Raw genomic sequence first — 20,712 nt, 5'->3', positions numbered from 1 at the left:
ATTTTCTATTTGAACCCTTAGCATATGCTAGCACAGCAGTGGTATCCTTTCAATTATGAGGATTGAGGTTCAAAACCTCTTTCTTCCAGTGCTTTGTAAACTGTTTTCAAGCGTGGGTTTCCCTCTCCAACGATTTCATCTTCAACTAAGACAACCGGATAAAACATATCTTCTTCTATTACGCGTTCTGCAAATTCTTCGTAAGGCTTTTCTTCCGGTGGGTTGTAAATATCAATATATTTATAATTGATTCCTTCTGTTCCATATTTTCTTGAAATGGCAGCTTGGAGCCACTCATACTGTTCTTTAGAACTCGGTAAGTTCACACAGCTTGGGCACAACACTTCAGCCCCATAAACCACTAATTCGACTTCATTCTTCATTATTTCTCCCCCTGCTAAAACTTCAGTTAATTTCATTTTACAAAATAAGCGAAAAAAGATAAAATGATAATGGTTATCAATATCAGAGACAATAGATTTTTTCATGAAAAATGGTTATAATAGAGATATGAAAGGGGAAGATCGACGATGTTTGATCAGGTGCAAGAAGTCATTGGGAAACTACGCCCATTCTTATTACGAGATGGTGGAGACGTTGAATTGGTCGATGTTGACGATGAAGGCATCGTACTTCTTCGTTTAAAAGGTGCATGCGGGAACTGCCCTAGCTCAGCAATTACATTGAAAGCTGGTATCGAGCGTGCATTAGTGGCAGAAGTTCCAGGTGTCCGTGAAGTTGAACAAATATTTTAATCTCATATAGTAAAGAGCTGGTCTATCCAGCTCTTTTTTGTTTTCAGCAATTATTTTATTGGAGTTATTGCTTTTTCACCATTTAACACATTGCTAATATTATTTACAGTCAGCTCCATCATTTTGTGCCTCGTCTCTACACTTGATGAACCAATATGAGGTAACGCCACAACATTATCTAATTCTAACAGTGGATGGCTGCTACGGATTGGTTCTTGTTCAAATACATCCAACCCTGCTGCTTTAATTTTACCTTTTTCCAATGCTTTCTGTAGATCTTTTTCATTTACAACTTTCCCTCTAGATGAATTAATGAAAATGGCACTGTTTTTCATTTTTTTAAATGCCTCTCCATTAAACATCCCATCGGTTTCCTCAGTAAGTGGTGTCATACACACTACAAAGTCTGATTCAGCAAGAAGCTGATCAAAATCTACATAAGTCGCTCCTATTTCCCGTTCAGCTGACTCTTTACGACTTCGGTTATGATATAAGATCTTCATATCAAAGCCTTTGGCACGCCTAGCTACTGCTTCTCCTATTTTTCCCATACCAACAATTCCTATTGTCTTATGATGAATATCAGCGCCAGCTAATAACAACGGTGACCACGTCGTCCACTGGTCTTCTTTTATAAAATCTACGCCTTCAGGAATTCTTCTCGCAGTAGCCATTAATAATGCAAACGTCAAATCGGCTGTTGTATCTGTGAGTACATCCGGGGTATTCGTGACAACTACTCCCTGTTTTTTCGCTGCATTTAAATTGATATTATCGTAACCGACAGCTAAGTTAGATACGATTTCAAGATTTTCAGCATTAGCTAAAAGATCCTCATCGATCGGATCGGTAAGCATTGTCAGTAATGCATGCGCATCTTTTGATTGAGCATTTAATTCCTCTTTTGTAACAGGTTGATCCTCATGCGGCCACATTTCGACCTCAAACTCTTTCTTCAACGGGCTTACCACGCTTTCTGGAAGCATGCGACAGATATATACTTTCTTCTTATCACTCATAAACATCCTCCTATAAATTATTATTTTGCTTTTCTGAACCTTTCAAGTACAATAGATTAAATAATCATATTTAAAAGAAGTGGATGTGTAAAAATGGATCTAGAAAAAATCGTGGTAGATATGTTGAACGAGCGTGGTGTTAAACTCGACGATATAGCTGAGCTTGTCTATTACCTGCAATCAGGATACAGAAATGACCTGACTCATGAAGAATGCTTAGCGAATGTCGATAAGGTCCTAAAGAAAAGAGAAGTACAGAATGCGATTATGACAGGCATCCAAATTGATAAATTAGCAGAGAATAATCAATTGGAGCAGCCGCTTCAACAAATTGTAGATACAGATGAAGGACTTTACGGCATTGACGAAGTAGTGGCCTTTTCCATCATTAACGTATATGGGTCAATCGGCTTCACAAACTTTGGCTATATCGATAAAGTCAAACCAGGTATTTTGGAAAAACTGAACGACAAAAGCAATGGGTGTCACACATTTTTAGATGATATTGTAGGTGCAATCGCTGCAGCTGCCTCTAGTCGTCTAGCTCATAGTGGAGATATCCACCTTGATGATTAAAAGAGCATCTGAGTGATGCTCTTTTTTTATAAAATTAAAGAACAGTTCCAGGATCCTTTCTTATTTGAACCACTCTTCTAAAGTTTCAATCGAGTAAGTCGGTCGACGGTCTTTATTTTTTATTTCATCTAAAGTGGTTACCCCAGTGTGGACATGAAGCGTATCCAAACCAGCTTCCATTCCAGCTAGAATATCCGTATCGTAATTATCACCGACCATGATTGTATCTTCTGCATTCGCACCTATTTGTTCTAGCGCAAAATCAATCATATGACGTTTAGGTTTTCCGATAACTGTTGGTTCAACACCTGTAACATTTTCAACAAGCTTTATGAAGGCTCCGTTTCCAGGAACTAAACCTTTTTCAGTCGGTACTTTGATATCTGGATTGGTGGCTAAAAATTCTGCCCCTTGCTGAACATAAAGGCATGCATTTCGAAGTTTTTTATAATTATTCTCTCGGTCAATGCCCATGATGACAACGTCCGGACTCTCTTCTACAATCTCAATTCCTACTTCTTTCAGAGCATCAGTAAGCCCCCTTTCCCCAATAGCAAAAGCCCTCGCTTCAGGAAAATGACTTTTTATGTGAGCTGCAGCTGCCATTGAAGCAGTAACAATTTGCTCAACGGACGCTTCTATACCGAAATTCTGGAGTTTTTTCGCCGTATCCTCCGGGGTTCTTGATGAGTTATTTGTTACATATCGATAAGGAATGCCATTTGCTTGTAAATGTTCTATGAACTGCCTTGCTTCTGCAATGACTTCTTTCCCACGATACATTGTTCCGTCTAAATCGATCAAGTAGGCTGAATAGTTCTTCATGATTCATCCTCGCGTTTCGTAAATGTAGTGATGGTTCCTGCTTCATTTTGCAAGTACTTCAAAACATCCTGACGAAATTGTTTCAATGTTTGAAGGTGTTCATTCATCACGTTTTCAATAGTGGAGTGATCGATCGACTGATAATTTTTGACGAGCTCAACTCTTAATCGAATCACACTTTTATATGCTTCACTTGAAGATTCAGGAACTACTTTTTCATCCACCAAGATGTCTATAACATCTTCGTAACTTCCCGGATCACGCATGATAAAACCATCGATCATCATGTTACCTACATCAATGATTGATTCAATCACCATATGTGCCAGTCTTTCAAGTCCCAACCGGTCAAAATCAGACGATATGTTTTCTTTTTCATATATCTTCAAAAGATTTTCCATATAACTTAATGTGTCCTCAATTTGTTTGCTTTCAACAAAATACATCTTTATTTCACTCCTTATATCTTTCTCACACTCAGTCTATCATAACTTCATTCATACGTGATATCGAATGACAGTTCTGAATCTAATTGATAAAATGTAAACAACTTGTCTTAAGGAGTGAGCGTATTGGATGATCAGAAAAAGTATTTGATTAACGAAACGAAGCAAGTCGATATTCGCTATATCAGTTTTATGGGTGAATTGAGACGATATGACTTAGCCATTATGAAGAATCCTTCCAACTTATCCGAATACGTCATCATTGATTTAGATGGAAGTCGCTACACGAAAGTCAGACCTGAACAATTACATGATGGAGATTTTTTCTGTCATGCCTTCAATGTGAACGAATACCAAGCTGAGGAACTTTACAGCTATATAAAAGATTTTCTCGTATAAACAATCGCCTCCTGCCCAAACTAAGATGGCAGGAGGCGATTGTTTTATGAGTAACAATAAAGATTCAGACGATTTTAAAGTTGTTGAAGTTCAAAACCAATACCAAGGGGCTCAAGAATTTCCAGAAGGTACTTATGGCCAACCGATTCATAAAGATGAGCCATTGAAGGCAAAGAGATACAATCCAAATAGACGACACTATTCAGCATTCAATTATGAAAATAAACAATTACACCATGATATGCCAAGAAAATACCCTGGAGCACATAACCCGCAAGATGCCCCTAATGAAAAAGGAATCACGGACCCAGAAAAAGAATAACCTGACCTCTCTAAGGATCAGGTTATTCGCTTACTTGTCCTATTTTTTTCAATACAAAAAAAGCACAGCCAAAATTACAATATTCATATAAATAATCTTCTAATGTAGAGATTTTTGTATCGAATGTAGCTTTTTGATTTTGATCATCATAGAAGCCTTTTAAACGAAGCTGGCCGAAACCCCAATCTCCAACAATATAATCATACTTAGTCAATATGTCACTGAATCTTTCTGTAAGTGTTTCCTCTTGAAATCCTTCACGATGATTGTGCATCAGTTCATATTGATATCCTTGCAGTTCCATTCAAAATCACCTCTGTTATTCACAGTGTACCATATATTCCTAAGCCTTAGCGTACATTTTTTAGGTCAAATTCGAACAAAATATTTGAAGATTATTTTTATAGGGAGTAGTCCAATGAAGACAATGTTAATGCTAGTTATTTTTTTATTACCAGTCACCTTTGTATCGGCAGAAGAAAACGAACATCAAGTCAGACAGTCTTTATATGAAAAGATTGAAGCGACAACTGGTCTGCCATGGAATTACATCGCGGCTATGGACCAATATGAGAGAAATATCAACGGAACAGAAGACAACCGATGGACAGGTATCAGAATTCCGAACGAAAAGTGGTACGGTCTACTGAGTGCCGCACCTGAACAACCCTTCAGAGAGGAACAATTAGATCTGTTTAACGGGCTTGGTAAAGACGGAGATGGCGATGGGATTGCAAATCATAAAAACGATGAAGACGCTTTGTATACAGCAGCACTAATAATCATGGAGTCGCAAAGTCAAGTTGGTTCCTTCAAAGCAGCCATCCAAGAGTATTATGAGCGCGAAAAAGCTGGAGAATTAATTACACAATACGCCAAATTGTTTCAGCATTTCGGTACGATTGAATTAGATGAAAGAGCTTTCCCTATCCCAAAACATCAACAATATAGCTACCGTTCCACATGGGGAGACCGTCGCGGGTTCGGAGGCAACCGAATTCATGAAGGAACTGATTTATTCGCACACTATGGAACTCCAGTCAGGTCCGTCTCTTATGGAATCGTAGAAATTAAGGGTTGGAATCGATTTGGTGGATGGCGAATAGGTATTCGTGATATGTATAATATTTATCATTACTACGCACACCTGAACGGGTTTGCAGATGGTATAGAAGAAGGTTCATTCGTAAAACCAGGAGACTTGATCGGATCTGTCGGTGCCTCCGGTTATGGACCTGAGGGAACAGCTGGGAAATTCCCGCCACACCTTCATTATGGAATGTACAAAGACAACGGTAAAAATGAATGGGCGTATGATCCTTATCCATACTTAAAAAGATGGGAACGTCAAGAATAGCAATATAAAATATGAAGACTTCCAGTGAACACTGGAAGTCTTTTCTTTATATGTGTAGGGATAATCTACTTTAGTTTTTGTGATTATATTAAAGTTTGTTGTTGATTCTAATTACAGACCTTTAGGTGGACCCTTATAAGTAAAAGACGATACACTTCATACTCTCCAAAATTTATGGTCAATGAATATACCGTCTTCTGACATTTTTTCAGCTAATCACTCATTTATTTTCATTTGTTAACAGCATTTTTATTGATCAAATTGTTTTGTCAACTGAAGTCACAATTCAATCAGGGTGCCCCTGGAGGTCTGTATTTCTCTAGTCCTGTTGTATCAATGACAACTTTTACATTGACTTCTTGGAGAGACTCTTCAGTTAATGGCAACTCATTTTTTTCGGTTAATTTCTTCCATTCCTGAGGATTTTCTTTGTACAAGGCATTTGAAAAACTATAAACATCTGCATCGATTTCAAGCCCCTTTTTATAAGTTTCTTCTACTTCATTTATTATTTGTTCTTTAGCTGATTGCACCAATTCATTTAGTTTTTTATCTTCTTGCAAAACAGAGACATCACCACTAACTTTTATATCTATGGAAAAGGTCACACCTTCTTCGTCTATATGCGGTTTAATTTTTACCTTTTCTGTATTCAAGGTAACAGAGGCAAGGGGTTTACCTTCTGAGTCTGGAACAACCAACAAGGCTCTCTGTGCAGCTCTTTGAATCCACCTGATCCCCAGCATTTCGTTATGTTCTAAGACACCTTTATAATGTGAATCACTCATTAAAGAAGCCGATGAAATATTTAAGTTCTCCTTAGTCTCTCCCAGATTATTCTTCCAATCAGATCTAGTAATACTAAAGTGAGGAAGAATCAGGGTCTTTCCAGGCTCCCGCAAAACAGATAAAAATTGATATTCCTGTATAGGTTCTACCAAAGAACTCTGCTGATAGCTCTTCTCTGGATCGCCTAAAAAAGAAAAAATTGTGTTCATCTCAAGAATTGGTGTTATAACTAGGAGTTCATGCAAGGATTCTGAAGTAGTAAATGTCCATAGAGTCGGTTTTATTTCACGATATCGATCAATCGAATCCAGAACCTCTTCTATCCCATGTTCCATCATTCTCTCTGTAAATACGATACCAGATAGATGCCCCCAAAATACCCTTCTCTGTGTAGATGGATATAAGTGATGAATTGCTTCCAGTGCCGTTTTACCTCTTGCTTTTCCGACTTCAATCTCACTCCCGCTCCCTCCCCCACCTTGTTGTTCACCCGTACCAGGCGATGACTGAAAATTAACTATTTGGAGATAGACTTCGTATTCATTGTCTACATAATCAACACCAAGCGCATGAACATAATACATCCCTTCCAATTCCTCTGCATCCCAGCAACCTGAAAGAAGAATAGTTAGTAGGCTACACATAACCAGATTGAGTATTTTCTTCATTTTCCCCTCACCTGATCATCTTCATCTGTAACCTGTAGAATTGCAGGACGGGTTTTTACCGCTTTTTGAGAAGGTCTAAAAACAGCTTTAAACCAATCTTTAAAATTTATAGGAGCTACAGGGGCTAAATAAGGTAAACTAAACGATCTCAAATTGCTAACGTAAATTAAAACTAGAAAGCCAGTGACCAAAAAACCAAACATTCCTGCTAGTGAAGCACCTAACGCGACAAATAATCTCATCACACTAATCACTCCAGTTAGTGACTGATTTGCAATTGTAAAAGATGCAACAGTAGAAGTTGCAATAATTACTATGGTGGACGGGCTAGTAAGTCCTGCCCGAATCGCTGCATCCCCTATAATCAATCCACCTACTACCGCTAAAATCTGCCCGACAGCCAACGGAAGCCTCAGCCCCGCTTCCCTGAATAGATCGAATAGCAAAACCAAAATTATTATCTCAAGACTCGTCGGTAAGGGAACCCCTTGCCGTGCTTGGGTGAGACTGGAGAGTAGGACTAAAGGTAATTGGTCTTGATGAAATCCTGCCAAAGCCAGCCAGAAGCCAGGTAGTGCAATTCCTATAATTAACCCAAAAAGCCGAATGAATCTTTCAAATGAATTATAAAGCCAGATATATTCTTGGTCCTCACCTGTTTTCAATAACAGCATTAAATTAACGGGACCAATTACAGCAATTGGAGCACCGTCTAAAAACAAAATAAACCTCCCTCTTAGCAATGCGTCAACGGTTAAATCCGTTCTCCCAGTATAATGAAACATAGGAAATAATCTTAATGAACTTTCTTCCAATAGTTCTTCCAGCTCGTTGGTATTGGTAATAGCATCCACCTTTAAGTTTTCTATTCTCCTACGGATATCAGAAATGATTTCCGGACGCGCGATGTCCTCGATATACATTAGTCCTACCTTAGTCTTTGCCCGCTCTCCGACAGTGAATTTTTCATAAAGCAAGGTATTTGTTTTTAATCTTTTACGAACCAAAGCAACATTCGTTTCAATTTCTTCTATGAAACCATCCCTAGGCCCTCTTATCGCTACCTCTGCATTTGTTTCTTCTGGCTTTCTTCTGGGCAAATCAGCTATATTCAGACTATAAATAACCCCGAGAAATTCTAAACAAATCAATAATTCACCTGAAAAAACCTTCTCCATCATCACATCATTTTTCTCTTCTATAGTAATCGATGATTTATGCCAGTTTTCAATTAATGTATCTTTCTTCCAGCGATCATTATAAGACTTAAACAATTTACCTAAACTTGGTAGAATGTCTTCACTCAATAGTTTTTGATCCGAAAGACCTTCAGTATATACGAGAGTAACTTTATATTTGTTTTCACAAAAGGATCTTTCCTCAAAAATCACATCTTGGCAATTATGAAATAACTTTCTAAGGTCTTGAATCATCGTGTTGTTTTTCATTTCAGCTGCCTCCTACTTTGAATCCCAACCAGGATTGTCAGGGTAAGGGTTAAAGTAATCAAGAAAATAAAATTAAAAGGAAGATAATAAAACTTTAAAAAATCAATAAACATGACATCATTTATTGGTATAAAGTTCGCTGAAATTATTATTACAGCTAATAATATCAGTATCCAGGTTCTCTTTTTTCCCTTAGGTATATGAAAAATTTCCATTAGTAAATATAAGCTTAGTGATATACGGATTAAGGCCCCGGCCAACCACTGGTATATCGAGAAAAAATCCAAGTTCTCAATAAAACGGCCAAGAGAGACCAGTTGCCACTGTTCAAATGCAGGAAAGCGGCTTTTGATCATCTCTTCAGGTCCAAATGTTGCAATACCTCCAGCTGTAGGACCTAGACTCAATCCAGCTAAAATAAACCCTAAAAGAAGTACTTGCCAGTATTTAATTTTTGACTTAATGCGGTGGTGGATGAATAAAATTAATGTTACTTCTAAAATGCCAGCACTTGAAAAAATCATTCCAATCAACGCTGGTTCAATCCCATGTTCAAACATTGGCATTAACATGGAATAGTCCTTTTTCGGTAAATTGGTCGAAGCAACGAAAAAACCAAGGATGACAATGATCGGCAATAGAACCGTGTTGACAATAGCTATAGTTCTAAGATTGGTATTCGCCAAAAAAATACAAGCAATGAGTATTAGGATAAAAAGGACAAATTGAGGTGTTTTTGGCAAATATGTAATATGGGTCCATATAATTAAATCCTTGGCTGTCACAAAGCTCATCATAAACAAATAAACCCCGATCAGGCTGATGACTATATAAGCTATGGGCTTATTGACATTCTTCGTCAACCATACCAATAAGTGAGTTTTGTTGGTTTTTCTGGAGATAAATATAACGAGGAAGAACCATGGGATTAATGCAACTGCTGAAAAAATAATTGATAACCAGGCATCTCTACCTGCGGTGTCAAACAGTGCCGGGATAATGATGACGTGGTTTACTAAGCCCCCTGATGTGATAATCAACAAAATTACATAGAAAAACTTTACTTGCTCTCCTGATTTCATTGAAAAACTCCTAAGTTCGGTACTTTTTCTCCATAGTATTGACTAATAAGTAGTTTATATTCAATCATAGTGAGGCTGCTTAATGGAACTCTATTAAACATTTGTGGTTAATAAAAAAACATTCTTTCGTTATATAAAAGAATGTTTTACTTTCTAATTAATCATTGCGAAAGGCATTGTCGAATAGAACCATACCACATATTTGATGCTTGTGAAGAATGTCGTTTCTTTTAATATCATTTCCTAAAATTGAAAGTTACTCAGAATGAGCTAAATAGTATAAGTTTGTATACCCCTAGTAGTATAATGGTTTTAATGTATTTACGGATCAGCATTAATCATTTAGAAAGGTTGAAGACGGTGGCCAAGAAAGAAAATCGATATCAATACAATCAGTTTCACACTTACATACAATCACCCCATAAACAAAAAAGACTTTATCGCAAAACTTTAATTATCGTCATGGTGGCTCAACTATTCGGAGGGGCAGGTCTTGCCGCGGGGATTACAGTAGGGGCTTTGCTTGCTGAAGATATGCTTGGCACCAATAGTTTCGCAGGTCTTCCCGTTGCACTATTTACACTTGGATCGGCTGGTACAGCATTAATTGTTGGTCGTCTGTCCCAACGCCTCGGTCGGCGCTTAGGGTTAACAATTGGTTTCCTTTCTGGTGGAATAGGTGCCATTGGAGTTATTATTGCCGCTGTATTTAACAGTGTCATTCTTCTTTTTGTTTCGTTATTAGTTTATGGGGCTGGTACAGCCACTAATCTACAAGCCCGATATGCAGGTACTGACTTAGCCAAATCTGACCAACGTGCGACTGCGGTCAGCATTGCGATGATGGCTACCACATTTGGGGCAGTTGCTGGACCCAACTTAGTTGATGTAATGGGTCAATTTGCTACCTCTATTCGAATTCCCGCCTTAGCTGGCCCTTTCATCTTGGCATCAGCAGCATATATCGTAGCTGGTTTGGCCATTTTTATATTCATGCGACCAGACCCTTTTTTCGTTTCTAAGATGCTAGCTAATGCAGAAGAAACAGCAACAGATGCGGAACCATCTATTAAGTTACCTTCCTCTTTTAATAAAAGGGGTGTCATTATCGGGGCAACTGTTATGATCGTGAGTCAAATTGTCATGGTTGCCATTATGACAATGACCCCGGTGCATATGGGAGCACATGGTCATGAACTAAGAGCTGTCGGATTTGTTATAGCTATTCATATTGGGGCAATGTATCTTCCCTCTCCAGTTACTGGTATTTTAGTGGATAAAGTCGGACGCTTCCCAGTGGTAATAGCTTCCTGCATAACTTTGCTTGCTTCAGGTATTATAAGTGCTATTTCACCAGGTGAATCCATGATAGGGTTGGCGATTGCACTAGCTCTTCTAGGGCTTGGTTGGAACTTTGGTTTGATCAGTGGCACTGCCATACTCGTCGACAATACAACTCCAGAGAACCGCGCTAAAACTCAGGGGTCTGTCGATGTCTTTATCGCATTAGCCGGGGCTTCTGGCGGGGCAATTTCGGGCGTCATTGTCGCTCTATCAAACTTCCCTGTATTGTCCGTAATTGGTGGAGTGGTCGCAATTCTCCTCTTGCCATTTGTTCTCTGGTATAGAATGAAACCTAAATCAAAAGATATCTCTATCTAAATAAACTGTGTTTGTGAACCTCTCACAACTAAAAGTAGCGAGTGTGTAAGTTAAGGCCATCAAAAAAAAGAGGGCGATCAATTATGATCGCCCTCTTTACAATAAAGATTATTTACTTTTCTTGATTGCAGAAGTAATACTTACTGCAAGGCCTCCCCAAAGGAGAACCATTCCGATGAGCATAACAATTATCGCATCAAGACCCATGTTATTCATCCTCCTTAGTAGTATCCATTGCTAATACTTCAGGTTTCCATTTTTTCATCATGAATAGGAAACCTAAGATTAATGCGCCGGCAGCAACAAACCAACCACCGAATAAAATAAATCCATCTGTATAACCTTCATAGTTACCAGTTTCAGTATCGAATTCTTTCAAAAGGTTCTGCTTGAATAATCCGAACATCATATAACCTAATACAAGTGGTGTAATTAATCCTAAGCATGCAATCCACCATGATCCTAATCGGATATCTGATACCGCATTTGCGTGAGTCTGGAACACTTTAAGTTTGCGTACAAACCAAGCAATTACTACAACCTCTACTAGACCGACGAATGCAACACCAAATTGGTTGATGAAGTAATCGGCAGCATCTAGGAAGAACAGTCCACCCTGTGTCGCGAACAGAAGTGAAACCAGTGCTGCAAGTCCCCCACCGAAGAATACGGCTTTTCTACGAGAGACGTTGAACTTCTCAGAAAATCCAGCTACATATGTCTCTACGATTGAAATCATAGAAGATAAACCAGCTAATACTAGTGAAGCAAAGAACAGGAAACCAAACAATTGTGGCATAGTCGGAAACTCATTGATAATAGCAGGGAATACAACGAATGCTAAACCAACCCCGCCGGCCACAACTTCGTCTACAGCTACACCTTGTGAGGTTGCCATGAATCCTAATACCGAGAAGACACCGATACCTGCTAATAACTCAAAGCTTGAGTTACCAAATCCAACGATGAACGCATTGTTCGTTATATCCGATTTCTTACTCAAATAACTGGAGTAAGTAATCATAATCGCAAATGCGATGGATAAACTGAAGAATATTTGCCCGTAGGCTGCTACCCAGACAGTTGGATCAGCAATAGCACTGAAATCAGGTGAGAAGAAAGCGTCTAGACCTTCAGCTGCACCGGGAAGTGTCACCGCACGAATAACAATGATTAAGAAGATTACCATCAAAGTTGGAATGAAGATTCGGTTTGCAACTTCGATCCCTTTTTTAACCCCTGCTAACAGAACACCTAGCACAATAACCCAAACAAATATTAACGGAATTAAAACACTTGGTACGAATGAACCAGCTTGCCCTGGATCGACTGATAATTGAAGGTATTCACTAAATAGGAATCCTTCAGGGTCAGCACCCCAATTAAGATTAAACGAATAATATGAATACATAATTGCCCATGCGATAATTACCGCGTAATAAGTAGAGATGACGAACGAAACAAAAACTGCCCACCATCCAAGCCATTCTGTTTTCTTGTTCAGACGTGCAAATGATAACGGAGCTGAACCTCTGTACTTATGACCAATCGTAAACTCCATGATCAAAAGCGGAATACCTGCTGTTAATAAAGCAAATAAGTAAGGTATAAAGAATGCTCCCCCACCACTGTCATAAGCTGTTGCCGGAAAACGCCAAATGTTACCTAGCCCGACAGCAGAACCAACAGCGGCCAAAATAAATCCGGCGCGTGTTCCCCACTGAGAACGCATTTTCATATCTTTCTCTCCTTTCAGGATTACATCCCTGTATCTATTCTATGTTTAGCTGCAAAATGGGATGTACTGATTTTTTTCTTTTTTCAGAATAATTGCAACTTATATCATGATTATATAGTTACCTTGTACCAGTGTCAAAGTGATTTCATAAAAAATATTTGGTAATTAAAGATTGACCCGCTACTTAAGAAGTGATTTGTTGAATTAATGCAAAAAAAAGAACGCCCCAAGGACGCTCTTTTTTATCTATTGTACTTCTCGGACTTTTCGATGTACAAAATATACGATAAGGAACATGAATCCAATTGTAACCAGTAACCCTACAATCAATGAACCTGTTAAGCCGTAAAGAAGATACCCAGCCAATGATGAGACTGCTGCAATTATTGCATAAGGTATCTGGGTCATGACGTGATCAATATGATTTGATCCTGCTCCAGTAGATGATAGGACCGTCGTATCCGAAATAGGAGAACAGTGATCTCCGAAAACAGAACCTGCTAACACTGCTGCTAGTGCAGGAACAAAGAAGTTAGGATCCATCGAAGCAGCAATAGAACCAGCAATAGGAAGCATGATTCCGAAGGTACCCCATGATGTACCAGTAGCAAAAGCCATGAACCCAGAAATCATGAACACGATGATTGGTAAATAAGTAATTGTGAAATTCCAATCTTCTTCAACTTTCTGAGCTAAATATGCATCAGTTCCAATGCCACCAATAATTGAAACAGTCATCCATGCCAGAACCAATATATAAATAGCTGGTAACATCGCTTTAATTCCTTCCCAAACTACTCTGAAGAAATTCGTCTTTTCACCTTTTTGCATAAAATATAATGCCATCGAAGATACCACAGCAATAGCTCCACCTAAACATAAGGAATAGTTTACATTCGTATTAGCGAAAATTGATACAAGTGAAACATCGCCTTCAGTAGCATCAATTCCTGTAACCACCATCGTTATCACTGTAGCACCAATTAATATTAAGATAGGTGCGACTAGGTGATATATATAACCTCTTTCACTTTCATGCACATCATCTTTCAAGTCACCAGGAATATCACCTTTATTCAAAGGATCGATCAACTCACCTGTTGATTTAGCACGCTTTTCATGTTGACGCATTAAGCCTATATCCAAGTTCAAACGAATGACTACAAAAACTAAAATAATGGCTGCAATAGCATAAAAGTTGAATGGAATCATTCTTACAAATGTTTCAAAAGCCTGATAACCTAATTCATGATCAGCAATAATAACTCCTATTGTTCCTATGATATAGGCACCCCAGCTCGAGATCGGCATCAACACTGTAACCGGTGCAGAAGTTGAATCAATTAAGTAAGCCAGCTTTGCACGTGAAACGTTTTGTCTATCTGTAATTGGACGAGAAACCTGGCCGATCGTCAAACTATTGAAATAATCATCAATAAAAATTCCTAAACCTAGTAAACCGGTCGTATATTGAGAGCCTTCACGCGTTTGAATCCGTTCGATTGCCCATCTTCCAAAAGCTCGAGCTCCACCTGTTGCAGTCAAAAACGCAATGAGCACACCAAGTAAAAGCAAGAATAAGATAAGTTGAACACCCCAAGTCTCAATAGCTCCATCTACATAAAAGTTACCTATAAATGAACTCCAAATCTGATTCAACGCTTCAATTACGTCGAATTCTGCAATCATCAGTGCACCTACGACGATACCTGCACCTAAAGAAAGCAGAACTTTACGAGTCAATAGCACAAGAATGATTACCACAAGGGGTGGTACTAATGACCAAATAGTTCCTTCCATCTCCTGACCTCCTCATTTTTTATTAAATTAAATACCCTAGATTGACATGGTATAAGCTTTAAAATAAGCGTATTAAAAAAAAGTAATGATAGAGAAATCTACCATTACTTTTACAGTCGGTTATTTCTCGATCAGTAGCTCCCCGCTAGTTTCCCGCGAGAGTATATGCTTTATTCAAACATACACCAATGATTACTTCATGACATAAGCAATCACTTCGGCCCGCTACCCTTTCGTACTTAATCATCGTTGTCATTCTCATAAGTACTACTCTTGTATCGTGCACCTCTACCTCATCGAAGATAAGGTTATATTTAATTTATAATTTTTCACGAAAATTATAATAGCATACACTATTTAATCTGGCAAATCCTCATACGGAATCGCTATATCAGGTGCTCGCCCACCGTTATTATAATAATTTGGTACCTCACCTTGTAAGACACCTACATAGACAGGAATGCTAGTTTCAACAACTGTTGTTTTAGTTGAGAAAGGTATTACGATCTGAACATTGGCTTCAATCTGGATAGACAACTCAATCATTGCGTTGTTGATTCCATATTCCGTCACCTCGCGCACTACATCAGATTGAACATCACCAATGACACTGAAGTACACAGGTACACGAGGACCTAAGTTAGCTAGTAATGCATTCCCTGTTGCCTGACCAATTGGTATCCTTTCAATCACCCGATAATTCTCAACGGTATCTTCACGTATAATAGGGTCTTCGTCCAAATCGAAGTCAAGCGAATCTCCTGGAGAAATTTCTCCCCGTTCTATTTGCTTCAAAAAATTTTGAACTCGGAACGTTGTATTTCTTAGAACCCGGTTGACCACTACCGTATTCCATCCTATTGATACAATGTTTCCATTATCATCTTTTTCTAACTGAACAAGCTCTTCCACTTCCAAATCATCAACAATCCGTTTACTGACTGCTTCGTTGATAGCCTCTCTGGCAAAGACCCTCGTTTTTGTTTCAGCAATATCAATCAACGTCGGCTCTATCCCTTTATTTATAATCCACAATGAAAATATAATAGCAATAAAAAAAGACACGAACGTAATAAAGAGGATTTGACCAAATGTCTTTGGTTTTCTCTTTTTCATGGGCCTACGATGTTTTATTTTCACAAAAAAACCCCCTCAGGAAAATATATGCTTGTAACCTGAAGGGAATTCGATATGTATTTTATATTGGATTCGTATTGCATTTAGAAATCATGACGGATGGTGATACTGATAGATCAATCTCGTAAATCTCATGCATATTCAACTTCATATCTTTGTCTTCTAAAATGCGGATGATTGGCCGATCAGGAATTGACTTGCTTTGATCAGCAACTATACCCCTTCTGCCATCATTCAGTTCAACATAGGCTCCGTTCGGATATATTGAAATCGTTTTTCTGAAGAGGTCTACGTACTCTTTTTTAAACAATCCATTACTCCCTGAATATAAGATTTCTAAACCTTCATGAGGTAACATTCCCTTGCGATAAACTCGATTTGAAGTTACTGCATCAAACACATCAGCGACAGCTATAATCTTTGCATATTCATGAATATTCGATCCTTCTATACCTAATGGATAACCACTCCCGTTTAACCGTTCATGATGTTGATAGGCACAAAATGAGATGTTGGGTGGTAAGTTCGGTACGTCTTTTAAAAGATTATATCCGTAAGTTGTATGTTCTTTTACTACTTCATATTCCATATCAGATAGCTTATCGGGCTTGTTCAGAATAGATTGGGGTACACGCATTTTCCCAATATCGTGCAACAAGGCGCCTATTCCAATTTCCTCTATTTGACGATCGCTGAATCCGAGTTTGTTAGCGAGGGCAATCGTATATAAACCGACATTAACACTATGAACATACAAATAATTATCATACACGAAAATGTCTGAAATAATCGATATAATTTGGTCATTGTCCTTGATGGCCTGGGTCAAATCAACTACAGTTCTATGAATAGACTCAACCGTCCGCTCAAGGATGTACTGGTTCATATGACCTTGCACATAGCCATCTATGGAACGGAAAGCCGATCGAACATTATCAATCGCTTCGAGGCGTAAAGATTCACTAATTCCGGACTGTGGGATGATTCCATCTGTTGTTTCATCATCAATGAAAACAAATGAGAAGTGTAATTCCTCTAGTTTTCGAATTAATTTTTCTGTAAAAATGACTCCCTTTTGCAGAAGGACCCTGCCGTATGAATCAGTAATAGGCCTCCCTAGTCGATCTCCAGGCCAAACATTTGTAATTTGAACAGCACGCATAATCTTTTCTCCGATACCTTTTATAGTAAATATGACTTTATTTTATGGAAGTTATTACATATTAATATCATATATTTACTATAGGAAGAATTCAACAAATTATTTTAACGCTAACAATGCTGCTTTACCGATCATTCCTTCATACCATCCATATTTATCTTCTGCATACTTCGTCACTTTTTGCAAAGGCGCGTAGAGAAGTTCATCGATTGTTCTGACCCCTACTGCGCGGCCAGCGATTATTTGCCGATCTGATAAACGGTCATCTAACAAATCTACATCTAAAGCTCCACACATAATGTAGCCAATATCATTTGATATGACCATCAAGTTTGTTTTAGGTAACTGGACTTTAACCACAGTAAAACCTACATCATCTATCCACAAAGGTTCAACGTGTATCATTATAAGTAACCTCCTTTTCATATACCCTATGAAAAGGAAAGAAAGAAGTGCCTGTCAGGAATTATACACCTTTGATATTCCCTAGGCACTTCGCTAATACATCTCTTAAAAATTCTGGCATATAATAATGCTTTTCTTTTACAGAGGAAATCGGTGGTAACAACCATGAAAATGAAAAAGTATCAGCTGTTGCTACCTTATATTTTTCGTCAGACTCAACTTCTTTTCCATTTATAAAGATCTTTTCAACAAAATTCGTTTGATCGTGATAGACCAGTTCAATATTAGAATAAACCATTTTTCCGAGTTTCTTACCGCGGAACCCTAAGCCTTTTAACTCAAACTGAATGAACCGTTCCGTTTCAAGCATACGAATAGCTTCTATGATTTCATTACCACTCATCATCATTGTGCAGGGGTTCATAGGGTGAGGACAACTTTGATGGATGTGCTTCTTTGTGACAGGGCCCTCTTTGAAACCTTCAAGTAGCACACCAGAGTTGAGCATAGCACAGTCTGCCTCTGTCCAATCTTCTAACGTTTGAACAAAAGATTTCATCAGTTTTGTTTCTGTAAACCAGTCGACTGGGTATGCCTCAGGTAGATCTACGACAACCTCACTTAATTGGTGATCTGACTCGATTTGTAAAGTTTGCAGAAGTCTGTTCGTTTCAACATCATCCTGCTTAGATATAGAATGAGCATACCCTTCTTTTCTATGAATCAGACCCTGATTTTTGTTATATTCCAAGCGCATCGACCCATAATAAAAACCGTGTTTGCCGACTGCGGTCAATAAAGTCCCTTCAATTTCTTGACCATGTTCAAATAAATGATGCGTATGCCCACCGATGATCGCATCGATATCATATTTTTGAGCAATCGCTTCATCATCATTCACACCTAAATGCGATAACAATATCACTATATCGCAAGTCTCTCTCATTTTGGGTACCCAGTAGTCTAGTTCTTCGTATGGGTTTGAAGTTTCCCAGCCCAACTTTTCATAAAACAATTGAAATGGGGCCGTCAAACCTATAACACCTATATTAGTGCCATTAGGTGTCTTATAAGTCTCAAATGGCTTCAACCAAGGAGGACTCTCACGGTCTATTGTACTCAAGTTAGCACAAACAATATCAAAATTCGCATCATCATATAAATGATATAAACTATCTGCCGGAAGCGTAATACCTTCATTATTGCCTAACGTCGCGGCATGAAAGCCTGCATGATTCAACAATTGGACACTACCTTGTCCAAGAGTCGCCTCACTGATTGGATGGGAGCGATCCACATGATCCCCGTTATCCAACATCAAAACATACTCGTTTTTCTGTTGAATCTTATTTAATTGTGTATTCATATCATGAATACATTTTGACCAGTTATCGAAATGACTATGTAAATCACTCGTGAATAGCACGTGAATCGTTTCGCTCATATTTAGTCTCCTTCTATAAGGACTCTAATATTAATCGTACCCCTATTACTATCATTATGATACGCAAGATCCATTCAATTACATGACTGTTTAATCTTTGATTCAATTTTGCACCTAAATAACCACCGAGCCATGCCCCTGGGATACTAGCTAGCGTGTAAGACCACAGCACATGTCCTGCAATTACATGGGCACCTGAAGACATGATACTTGAAAAGAAAATCATGAACATGGATGTTGGCGCGGCAATATGCGCTGGGAATCCAAATAAAAGAATCATCGCTGGAACCATTAATGATCCACCACCGACTCCGAACAGCCCGGACATCATCCCCACAAAAAAAGAGATAAAAATTCCGAGAATAAGTGAATATGAATAAGTGGTTGAAACACCTGACAGTTCAAATGTGCGAGTAACATAATATTTTTTATCTACTCGAGATGCCTGTTTAGACTCCACATTTTTTAGTAATTTCTTTTTGATGAAAAACATACTTGAAACAAATAGCATTAATAAACCGAAATACAATTGGAATGTATCTATATCAATGAAACGGTTTACCCAGACGCCTGTAAGTGCACCAGGAATACTACCTATTAAAAATAATGAACCACTATGTACATCGACACGTTTCCTTTTTAAAAAGGTTAAAGTAGCCGATAGTCCAGTAAAAATCATGACTAATAAGGACATAGCTACGATATTTTGTGGATTCACCCAAGAGAAATCTGTATGAAATTGGGCTAAAAACAATAAGACTGGAACAAAAATAACGCCGCCTCCAAGCCCGGCGACACTTCCTACAATGGCGCTGAAGACACCAATTAAAAACATGATAAGAAATACCATTTTTTATCCCTTCGATCTTCGACTATTCATGTTGCAATTAAGAAAAGCGCATGCGCCTGTTTAGAAACGTAGGGACTGGAGTTCGACAACTGAGATAAGGGAAACACGGTGAAGAATTGAGCCGTTGTTGACTTATCGTAGGTTGATGACTGAAGTCACCAAGTTTCTGGGCGCTGAAGCTAGACAGTTATGCTCCACTGCTTTATACATTCTTACCTATTAGAAAAGAAAAAGCTGACCCGGACGGAGGGAATCATCGGAAAGAAGTTCCCCCTTAGCCTTGAGTCAGCTATATATCTTACGTCTCTAGTTAAATTTTAACCGATTGAACCTTCCATTTCAAATTTGATTAACGATGCGTTTTAAATTACCTTGTTAATTCCAATTTTCTGGATTGATCTATAATAGCGATTGATAGTTGAAGATCATTTTTCTGTTGCATAGTAGCGTTGTACTGCGTAGCAAACGACTTTATTTTGTGAATATCAGATTGTTAATAGGAATTGTTCTTTAGTGAAAAAAGGAACTGCATGGTAAACAAGTAGATCAACTTAATAATCATCCAATTACTATAACTCTAAATAGAACAAATAAAAACATCCCCATTAATGTGGGGATGTTAATAGATTCATTAATTTCCTCTACCTTTATCTAATTTCTTAGATTTCACTCGTCTTTTTCATCATCTTCATCTTCGTCTTCATCTTCGTCTTCGTCTTCTCTTGCTTCTTCTTCACGCTCTTCTGCTTCTTCTCTTGCTTCTTCCTCACGCTCTTCTGCTTCTTCTCTTGCTTCTTCTCGCTCTTCTGCTTCTTCTCTTGCTTCTTC

Annotated in this window: 21 protein-coding genes, 1 pseudogene and 1 riboswitch; of the genes and pseudogenes, 6 read left to right on the top strand and 16 right to left on the bottom strand. The window is 38.3% G+C overall.

The features are described 5' to 3' along the window. Window positions 1–53: 53 nt before the first annotated feature. Window positions 54–383 carry a YuzD family protein gene (locus CEY16_RS09320; protein ID WP_101331712.1) on the bottom strand — a complete coding sequence of 110 codons (330 nt, stop codon included), beginning with the start codon at window positions 381–383 and terminating at the stop codon, window positions 54–56. Window positions 384–530: 147 nt separating this feature from the next. Between CEY16_RS09320 and CEY16_RS09315 the strand changes: the two genes are divergently transcribed. Then, a complete protein-coding gene (locus CEY16_RS09315) occupies window positions 531–755 on the top strand; it encodes a NifU family protein (RefSeq protein WP_101331711.1) in 225 nt (74 codons plus the stop codon). A gap of 50 nt (window positions 756–805) precedes the next feature. On the opposite strand, the gene CEY16_RS09310 is transcribed toward CEY16_RS09315, so the two are convergent. Further along, window positions 806–1,774, bottom strand: a complete 969-nt coding sequence (locus tag CEY16_RS09310; RefSeq protein WP_101331710.1) for a 2-hydroxyacid dehydrogenase — start codon at window positions 1,772–1,774, stop codon at window positions 806–808. A 93-nt stretch (window positions 1,775–1,867) separates the two neighbouring features. On the opposite strand from CEY16_RS09310, the gene CEY16_RS09305 reads away from it, so the two are divergent. Further along, window positions 1,868–2,350, top strand: a complete 483-nt coding sequence (locus CEY16_RS09305) for a phosphatidylglycerophosphatase A family protein (RefSeq protein WP_101331709.1) — start codon at window positions 1,868–1,870, stop codon at window positions 2,348–2,350. Between the two features lie 60 nt (window positions 2,351–2,410). Here CEY16_RS09305 and CEY16_RS09300 read toward each other — a convergent pair whose 3' ends face one another. Both CEY16_RS09300 and hepT read right to left on the bottom strand, forming a co-directional pair. Continuing rightward, window positions 2,411–3,175 (bottom strand): TIGR01457 family HAD-type hydrolase, encoded by a 765-nt coding sequence (locus tag CEY16_RS09300; RefSeq protein ID WP_101331708.1) that lies wholly within the window; start codon window positions 3,173–3,175, stop codon window positions 2,411–2,413. After that, a complete protein-coding gene (gene hepT / locus CEY16_RS09295; RefSeq protein ID WP_101331707.1) occupies window positions 3,172–3,621 on the bottom strand; it encodes a type VII toxin-antitoxin system HepT family RNase toxin in 450 nt (149 codons plus the stop codon). The genes CEY16_RS09300 and hepT overlap by 4 nt, the downstream gene beginning before the upstream one ends. A gap of 126 nt (window positions 3,622–3,747) precedes the next feature. Here hepT and CEY16_RS09290 point away from each other — a divergent pair, with 126 nt between their 5' ends. Both CEY16_RS09290 and CEY16_RS09285 read left to right on the top strand, forming a co-directional pair. Further along, window positions 3,748–4,020 carry an SAV0927 family protein gene (locus CEY16_RS09290; RefSeq protein WP_101331706.1) on the top strand — a complete coding sequence of 91 codons (273 nt, stop codon included), beginning with the start codon at window positions 3,748–3,750 and terminating at the stop codon, window positions 4,018–4,020. 46 nt (window positions 4,021–4,066) lie between these two features. Further along, window positions 4,067–4,342, top strand: a complete 276-nt coding sequence (locus CEY16_RS09285; RefSeq protein ID WP_101331705.1) for a cytosolic protein — start codon at window positions 4,067–4,069, stop codon at window positions 4,340–4,342. A gap of 22 nt (window positions 4,343–4,364) precedes the next feature. On the opposite strand, the gene CEY16_RS09280 is transcribed toward CEY16_RS09285, so the two are convergent. Further along, entirely contained in the window at window positions 4,365–4,646 is a 282-nt protein-coding gene (locus CEY16_RS09280; RefSeq protein ID WP_101331704.1) for a YutD family protein, read from the bottom strand. A 114-nt stretch (window positions 4,647–4,760) separates the two neighbouring features. Here CEY16_RS09280 and CEY16_RS09275 point away from each other — a divergent pair, with 114 nt between their 5' ends. Then, window positions 4,761–5,699 carry a M23 family metallopeptidase gene (locus CEY16_RS09275; RefSeq protein ID WP_101331703.1) on the top strand — a complete coding sequence of 313 codons (939 nt, stop codon included), beginning with the start codon at window positions 4,761–4,763 and terminating at the stop codon, window positions 5,697–5,699. 290 nt (window positions 5,700–5,989) lie between these two features. Here CEY16_RS09275 and CEY16_RS09270 read toward each other — a convergent pair whose 3' ends face one another. From CEY16_RS09270 to CEY16_RS09260, 3 genes are read right to left on the bottom strand one after another with little or no spacing between them, the layout of a single operon-like run. Then, entirely contained in the window at window positions 5,990–7,156 is a 1,167-nt protein-coding gene (locus CEY16_RS09270; protein WP_101331702.1) for a Ger(x)C family spore germination protein, read from the bottom strand. After that, complete coding sequence (locus tag CEY16_RS09265; protein WP_101331701.1) at window positions 7,153–8,604, bottom strand: spore germination protein; 1,452 nt, start codon at window positions 8,602–8,604, stop codon at window positions 7,153–7,155. The genes CEY16_RS09270 and CEY16_RS09265 overlap by 4 nt, the downstream gene beginning before the upstream one ends. After that, on the bottom strand, window positions 8,601–9,686 hold the full coding sequence (locus CEY16_RS09260) for a GerAB/ArcD/ProY family transporter (RefSeq protein ID WP_101331700.1): 1,086 nt from the start codon (window positions 9,684–9,686) through the stop codon (window positions 8,601–8,603). Before CEY16_RS09260 ends, CEY16_RS09265 begins: the two co-directional genes overlap by 4 nt. 376 nt (window positions 9,687–10,062) lie before the next feature. Between CEY16_RS09260 and CEY16_RS09255 the strand changes: the two are divergent. Further along, a pseudogene (locus CEY16_RS09255) lies at window positions 10,063–11,348 on the top strand (MFS transporter). 108 nt (window positions 11,349–11,456) lie between these two features. On the opposite strand, the gene CEY16_RS15045 reads toward CEY16_RS09255, so the two are convergent. From CEY16_RS15045 to CEY16_RS09220, 8 genes are all read right to left on the bottom strand, one after another. After that, window positions 11,457–11,555: a methionine/alanine import family NSS transporter small subunit gene (locus tag CEY16_RS15045; RefSeq protein ID WP_143484610.1), complete on the bottom strand. Its 99-nt coding sequence runs from the start codon at window positions 11,553–11,555 to the stop codon at window positions 11,457–11,459. A gap of 1 nt (window position 11,556) precedes the next feature. Next, entirely contained in the window at window positions 11,557–13,086 is a 1,530-nt protein-coding gene (locus CEY16_RS09250) for a sodium-dependent transporter (RefSeq protein ID WP_101331699.1), read from the bottom strand. A 246-nt stretch (window positions 13,087–13,332) separates the two neighbouring features. Then, the gene (locus CEY16_RS09245) at window positions 13,333–14,886 is read right to left on the bottom strand and encodes a Na+/H+ antiporter NhaC family protein (RefSeq protein ID WP_101331698.1); all 1,554 of its coding nucleotides are present in this window, start codon (window positions 14,884–14,886) and stop codon (window positions 13,333–13,335) included. A gap of 127 nt (window positions 14,887–15,013) precedes the next feature. Next, window positions 15,014–15,185, bottom strand: a riboswitch (Lysine riboswitch). Between the two features lie 58 nt (window positions 15,186–15,243). Next, on the bottom strand, window positions 15,244–16,026 hold the full coding sequence (yunB, locus tag CEY16_RS09240; protein ID WP_338015917.1) for a sporulation protein YunB: 783 nt from the start codon (window positions 16,024–16,026) through the stop codon (window positions 15,244–15,246). 58 nt (window positions 16,027–16,084) lie between these two features. Beyond that, on the bottom strand, window positions 16,085–17,185 hold the full coding sequence (locus CEY16_RS09235) for an HD-GYP domain-containing protein (RefSeq protein ID WP_101331697.1): 1,101 nt from the start codon (window positions 17,183–17,185) through the stop codon (window positions 16,085–16,087). A gap of 99 nt (window positions 17,186–17,284) precedes the next feature. Continuing rightward, window positions 17,285–17,590 (bottom strand): YunC family protein, encoded by a 306-nt coding sequence (locus tag CEY16_RS09230; protein ID WP_101331696.1) that lies wholly within the window; start codon window positions 17,588–17,590, stop codon window positions 17,285–17,287. 61 nt (window positions 17,591–17,651) lie between these two features. Continuing rightward, entirely contained in the window at window positions 17,652–19,034 is a 1,383-nt protein-coding gene (locus tag CEY16_RS09225) for a bifunctional metallophosphatase/5'-nucleotidase (RefSeq protein WP_101331695.1), read from the bottom strand. A gap of 13 nt (window positions 19,035–19,047) precedes the next feature. Further along, window positions 19,048–19,884: a sulfite exporter TauE/SafE family protein gene (locus CEY16_RS09220; protein WP_101331694.1), complete on the bottom strand. Its 837-nt coding sequence runs from the start codon at window positions 19,882–19,884 to the stop codon at window positions 19,048–19,050. Between the last annotated feature and the right edge of the window lie 828 nt (window positions 19,885–20,712).

This window comes from Halalkalibacillus sediminis (assembly GCF_002844535.1).
Lineage (GTDB): Bacteria > Bacillota > Bacilli > Bacillales > Alkalibacillaceae > Halalkalibacillus_A > Halalkalibacillus_A sediminis.
The sequence above is the reverse complement of the archived record's forward strand: the minus strand, read 5'-3'. Positions and strand labels throughout refer to the sequence as shown.

Excerpts from the sequence above, each read along its gene's own strand:
- CEY16_RS09270 (WP_101331702.1), bottom strand. The coding sequence starts at position 7,156 with ATGAAGAAAATACTCAATCTGGTTATGTGTAGCCTACTAACTATTCTT.
- CEY16_RS09225 (WP_101331695.1), bottom strand. The coding sequence starts at position 19,034 with ATGAGCGAAACGATTCACGTGCTATTCACGAGTGATTTACATAGTCAT.
- CEY16_RS09230 (WP_101331696.1), bottom strand. The coding sequence starts at position 17,590 with ATGATACACGTTGAACCTTTGTGGATAGATGATGTAGGTTTTACTGTG.
- hepT (WP_101331707.1), bottom strand. The coding sequence starts at position 3,621 with ATGTATTTTGTTGAAAGCAAACAAATTGAGGACACATTAAGTTATATG.
- CEY16_RS09245 (WP_101331698.1), bottom strand. The coding sequence starts at position 14,886 with ATGGAAGGAACTATTTGGTCATTAGTACCACCCCTTGTGGTAATCATT.
- CEY16_RS09300 (WP_101331708.1), bottom strand. The coding sequence starts at position 3,175 with ATGAAGAACTATTCAGCCTACTTGATCGATTTAGACGGAACAATGTAT.
- CEY16_RS15045 (WP_143484610.1), bottom strand. The coding sequence starts at position 11,555 with ATGGGTCTTGATGCGATAATTGTTATGCTCATCGGAATGGTTCTCCTT.
- CEY16_RS09280 (WP_101331704.1), bottom strand. The coding sequence starts at position 4,646 with ATGGAACTGCAAGGATATCAATATGAACTGATGCACAATCATCGTGAA.
- CEY16_RS09320 (WP_101331712.1), bottom strand. The coding sequence starts at position 383 with ATGAAGAATGAAGTCGAATTAGTGGTTTATGGGGCTGAAGTGTTGTGC.
- CEY16_RS09250 (WP_101331699.1), bottom strand. The coding sequence starts at position 13,086 with ATGAAAATGCGTTCTCAGTGGGGAACACGCGCCGGATTTATTTTGGCC.
- CEY16_RS09275 (WP_101331703.1), top strand. The coding sequence starts at position 4,761 with ATGAAGACAATGTTAATGCTAGTTATTTTTTTATTACCAGTCACCTTT.
- CEY16_RS09260 (WP_101331700.1), bottom strand. The coding sequence starts at position 9,686 with ATGAAATCAGGAGAGCAAGTAAAGTTTTTCTATGTAATTTTGTTGATT.
- CEY16_RS09265 (WP_101331701.1), bottom strand. The coding sequence starts at position 8,604 with ATGAAAAACAACACGATGATTCAAGACCTTAGAAAGTTATTTCATAAT.
- CEY16_RS09310 (WP_101331710.1), bottom strand. The coding sequence starts at position 1,774 with ATGAGTGATAAGAAGAAAGTATATATCTGTCGCATGCTTCCAGAAAGC.
- CEY16_RS09235 (WP_101331697.1), bottom strand. The coding sequence starts at position 17,185 with ATGCGTGCTGTTCAAATTACAAATGTTTGGCCTGGAGATCGACTAGGG.
- CEY16_RS09315 (WP_101331711.1), top strand. The coding sequence starts at position 531 with ATGTTTGATCAGGTGCAAGAAGTCATTGGGAAACTACGCCCATTCTTA.
- CEY16_RS09285 (WP_101331705.1), top strand. The coding sequence starts at position 4,067 with ATGAGTAACAATAAAGATTCAGACGATTTTAAAGTTGTTGAAGTTCAA.
- CEY16_RS09305 (WP_101331709.1), top strand. The coding sequence starts at position 1,868 with ATGGATCTAGAAAAAATCGTGGTAGATATGTTGAACGAGCGTGGTGTT.
- CEY16_RS09220 (WP_101331694.1), bottom strand. The coding sequence starts at position 19,884 with ATGGTATTTCTTATCATGTTTTTAATTGGTGTCTTCAGCGCCATTGTA.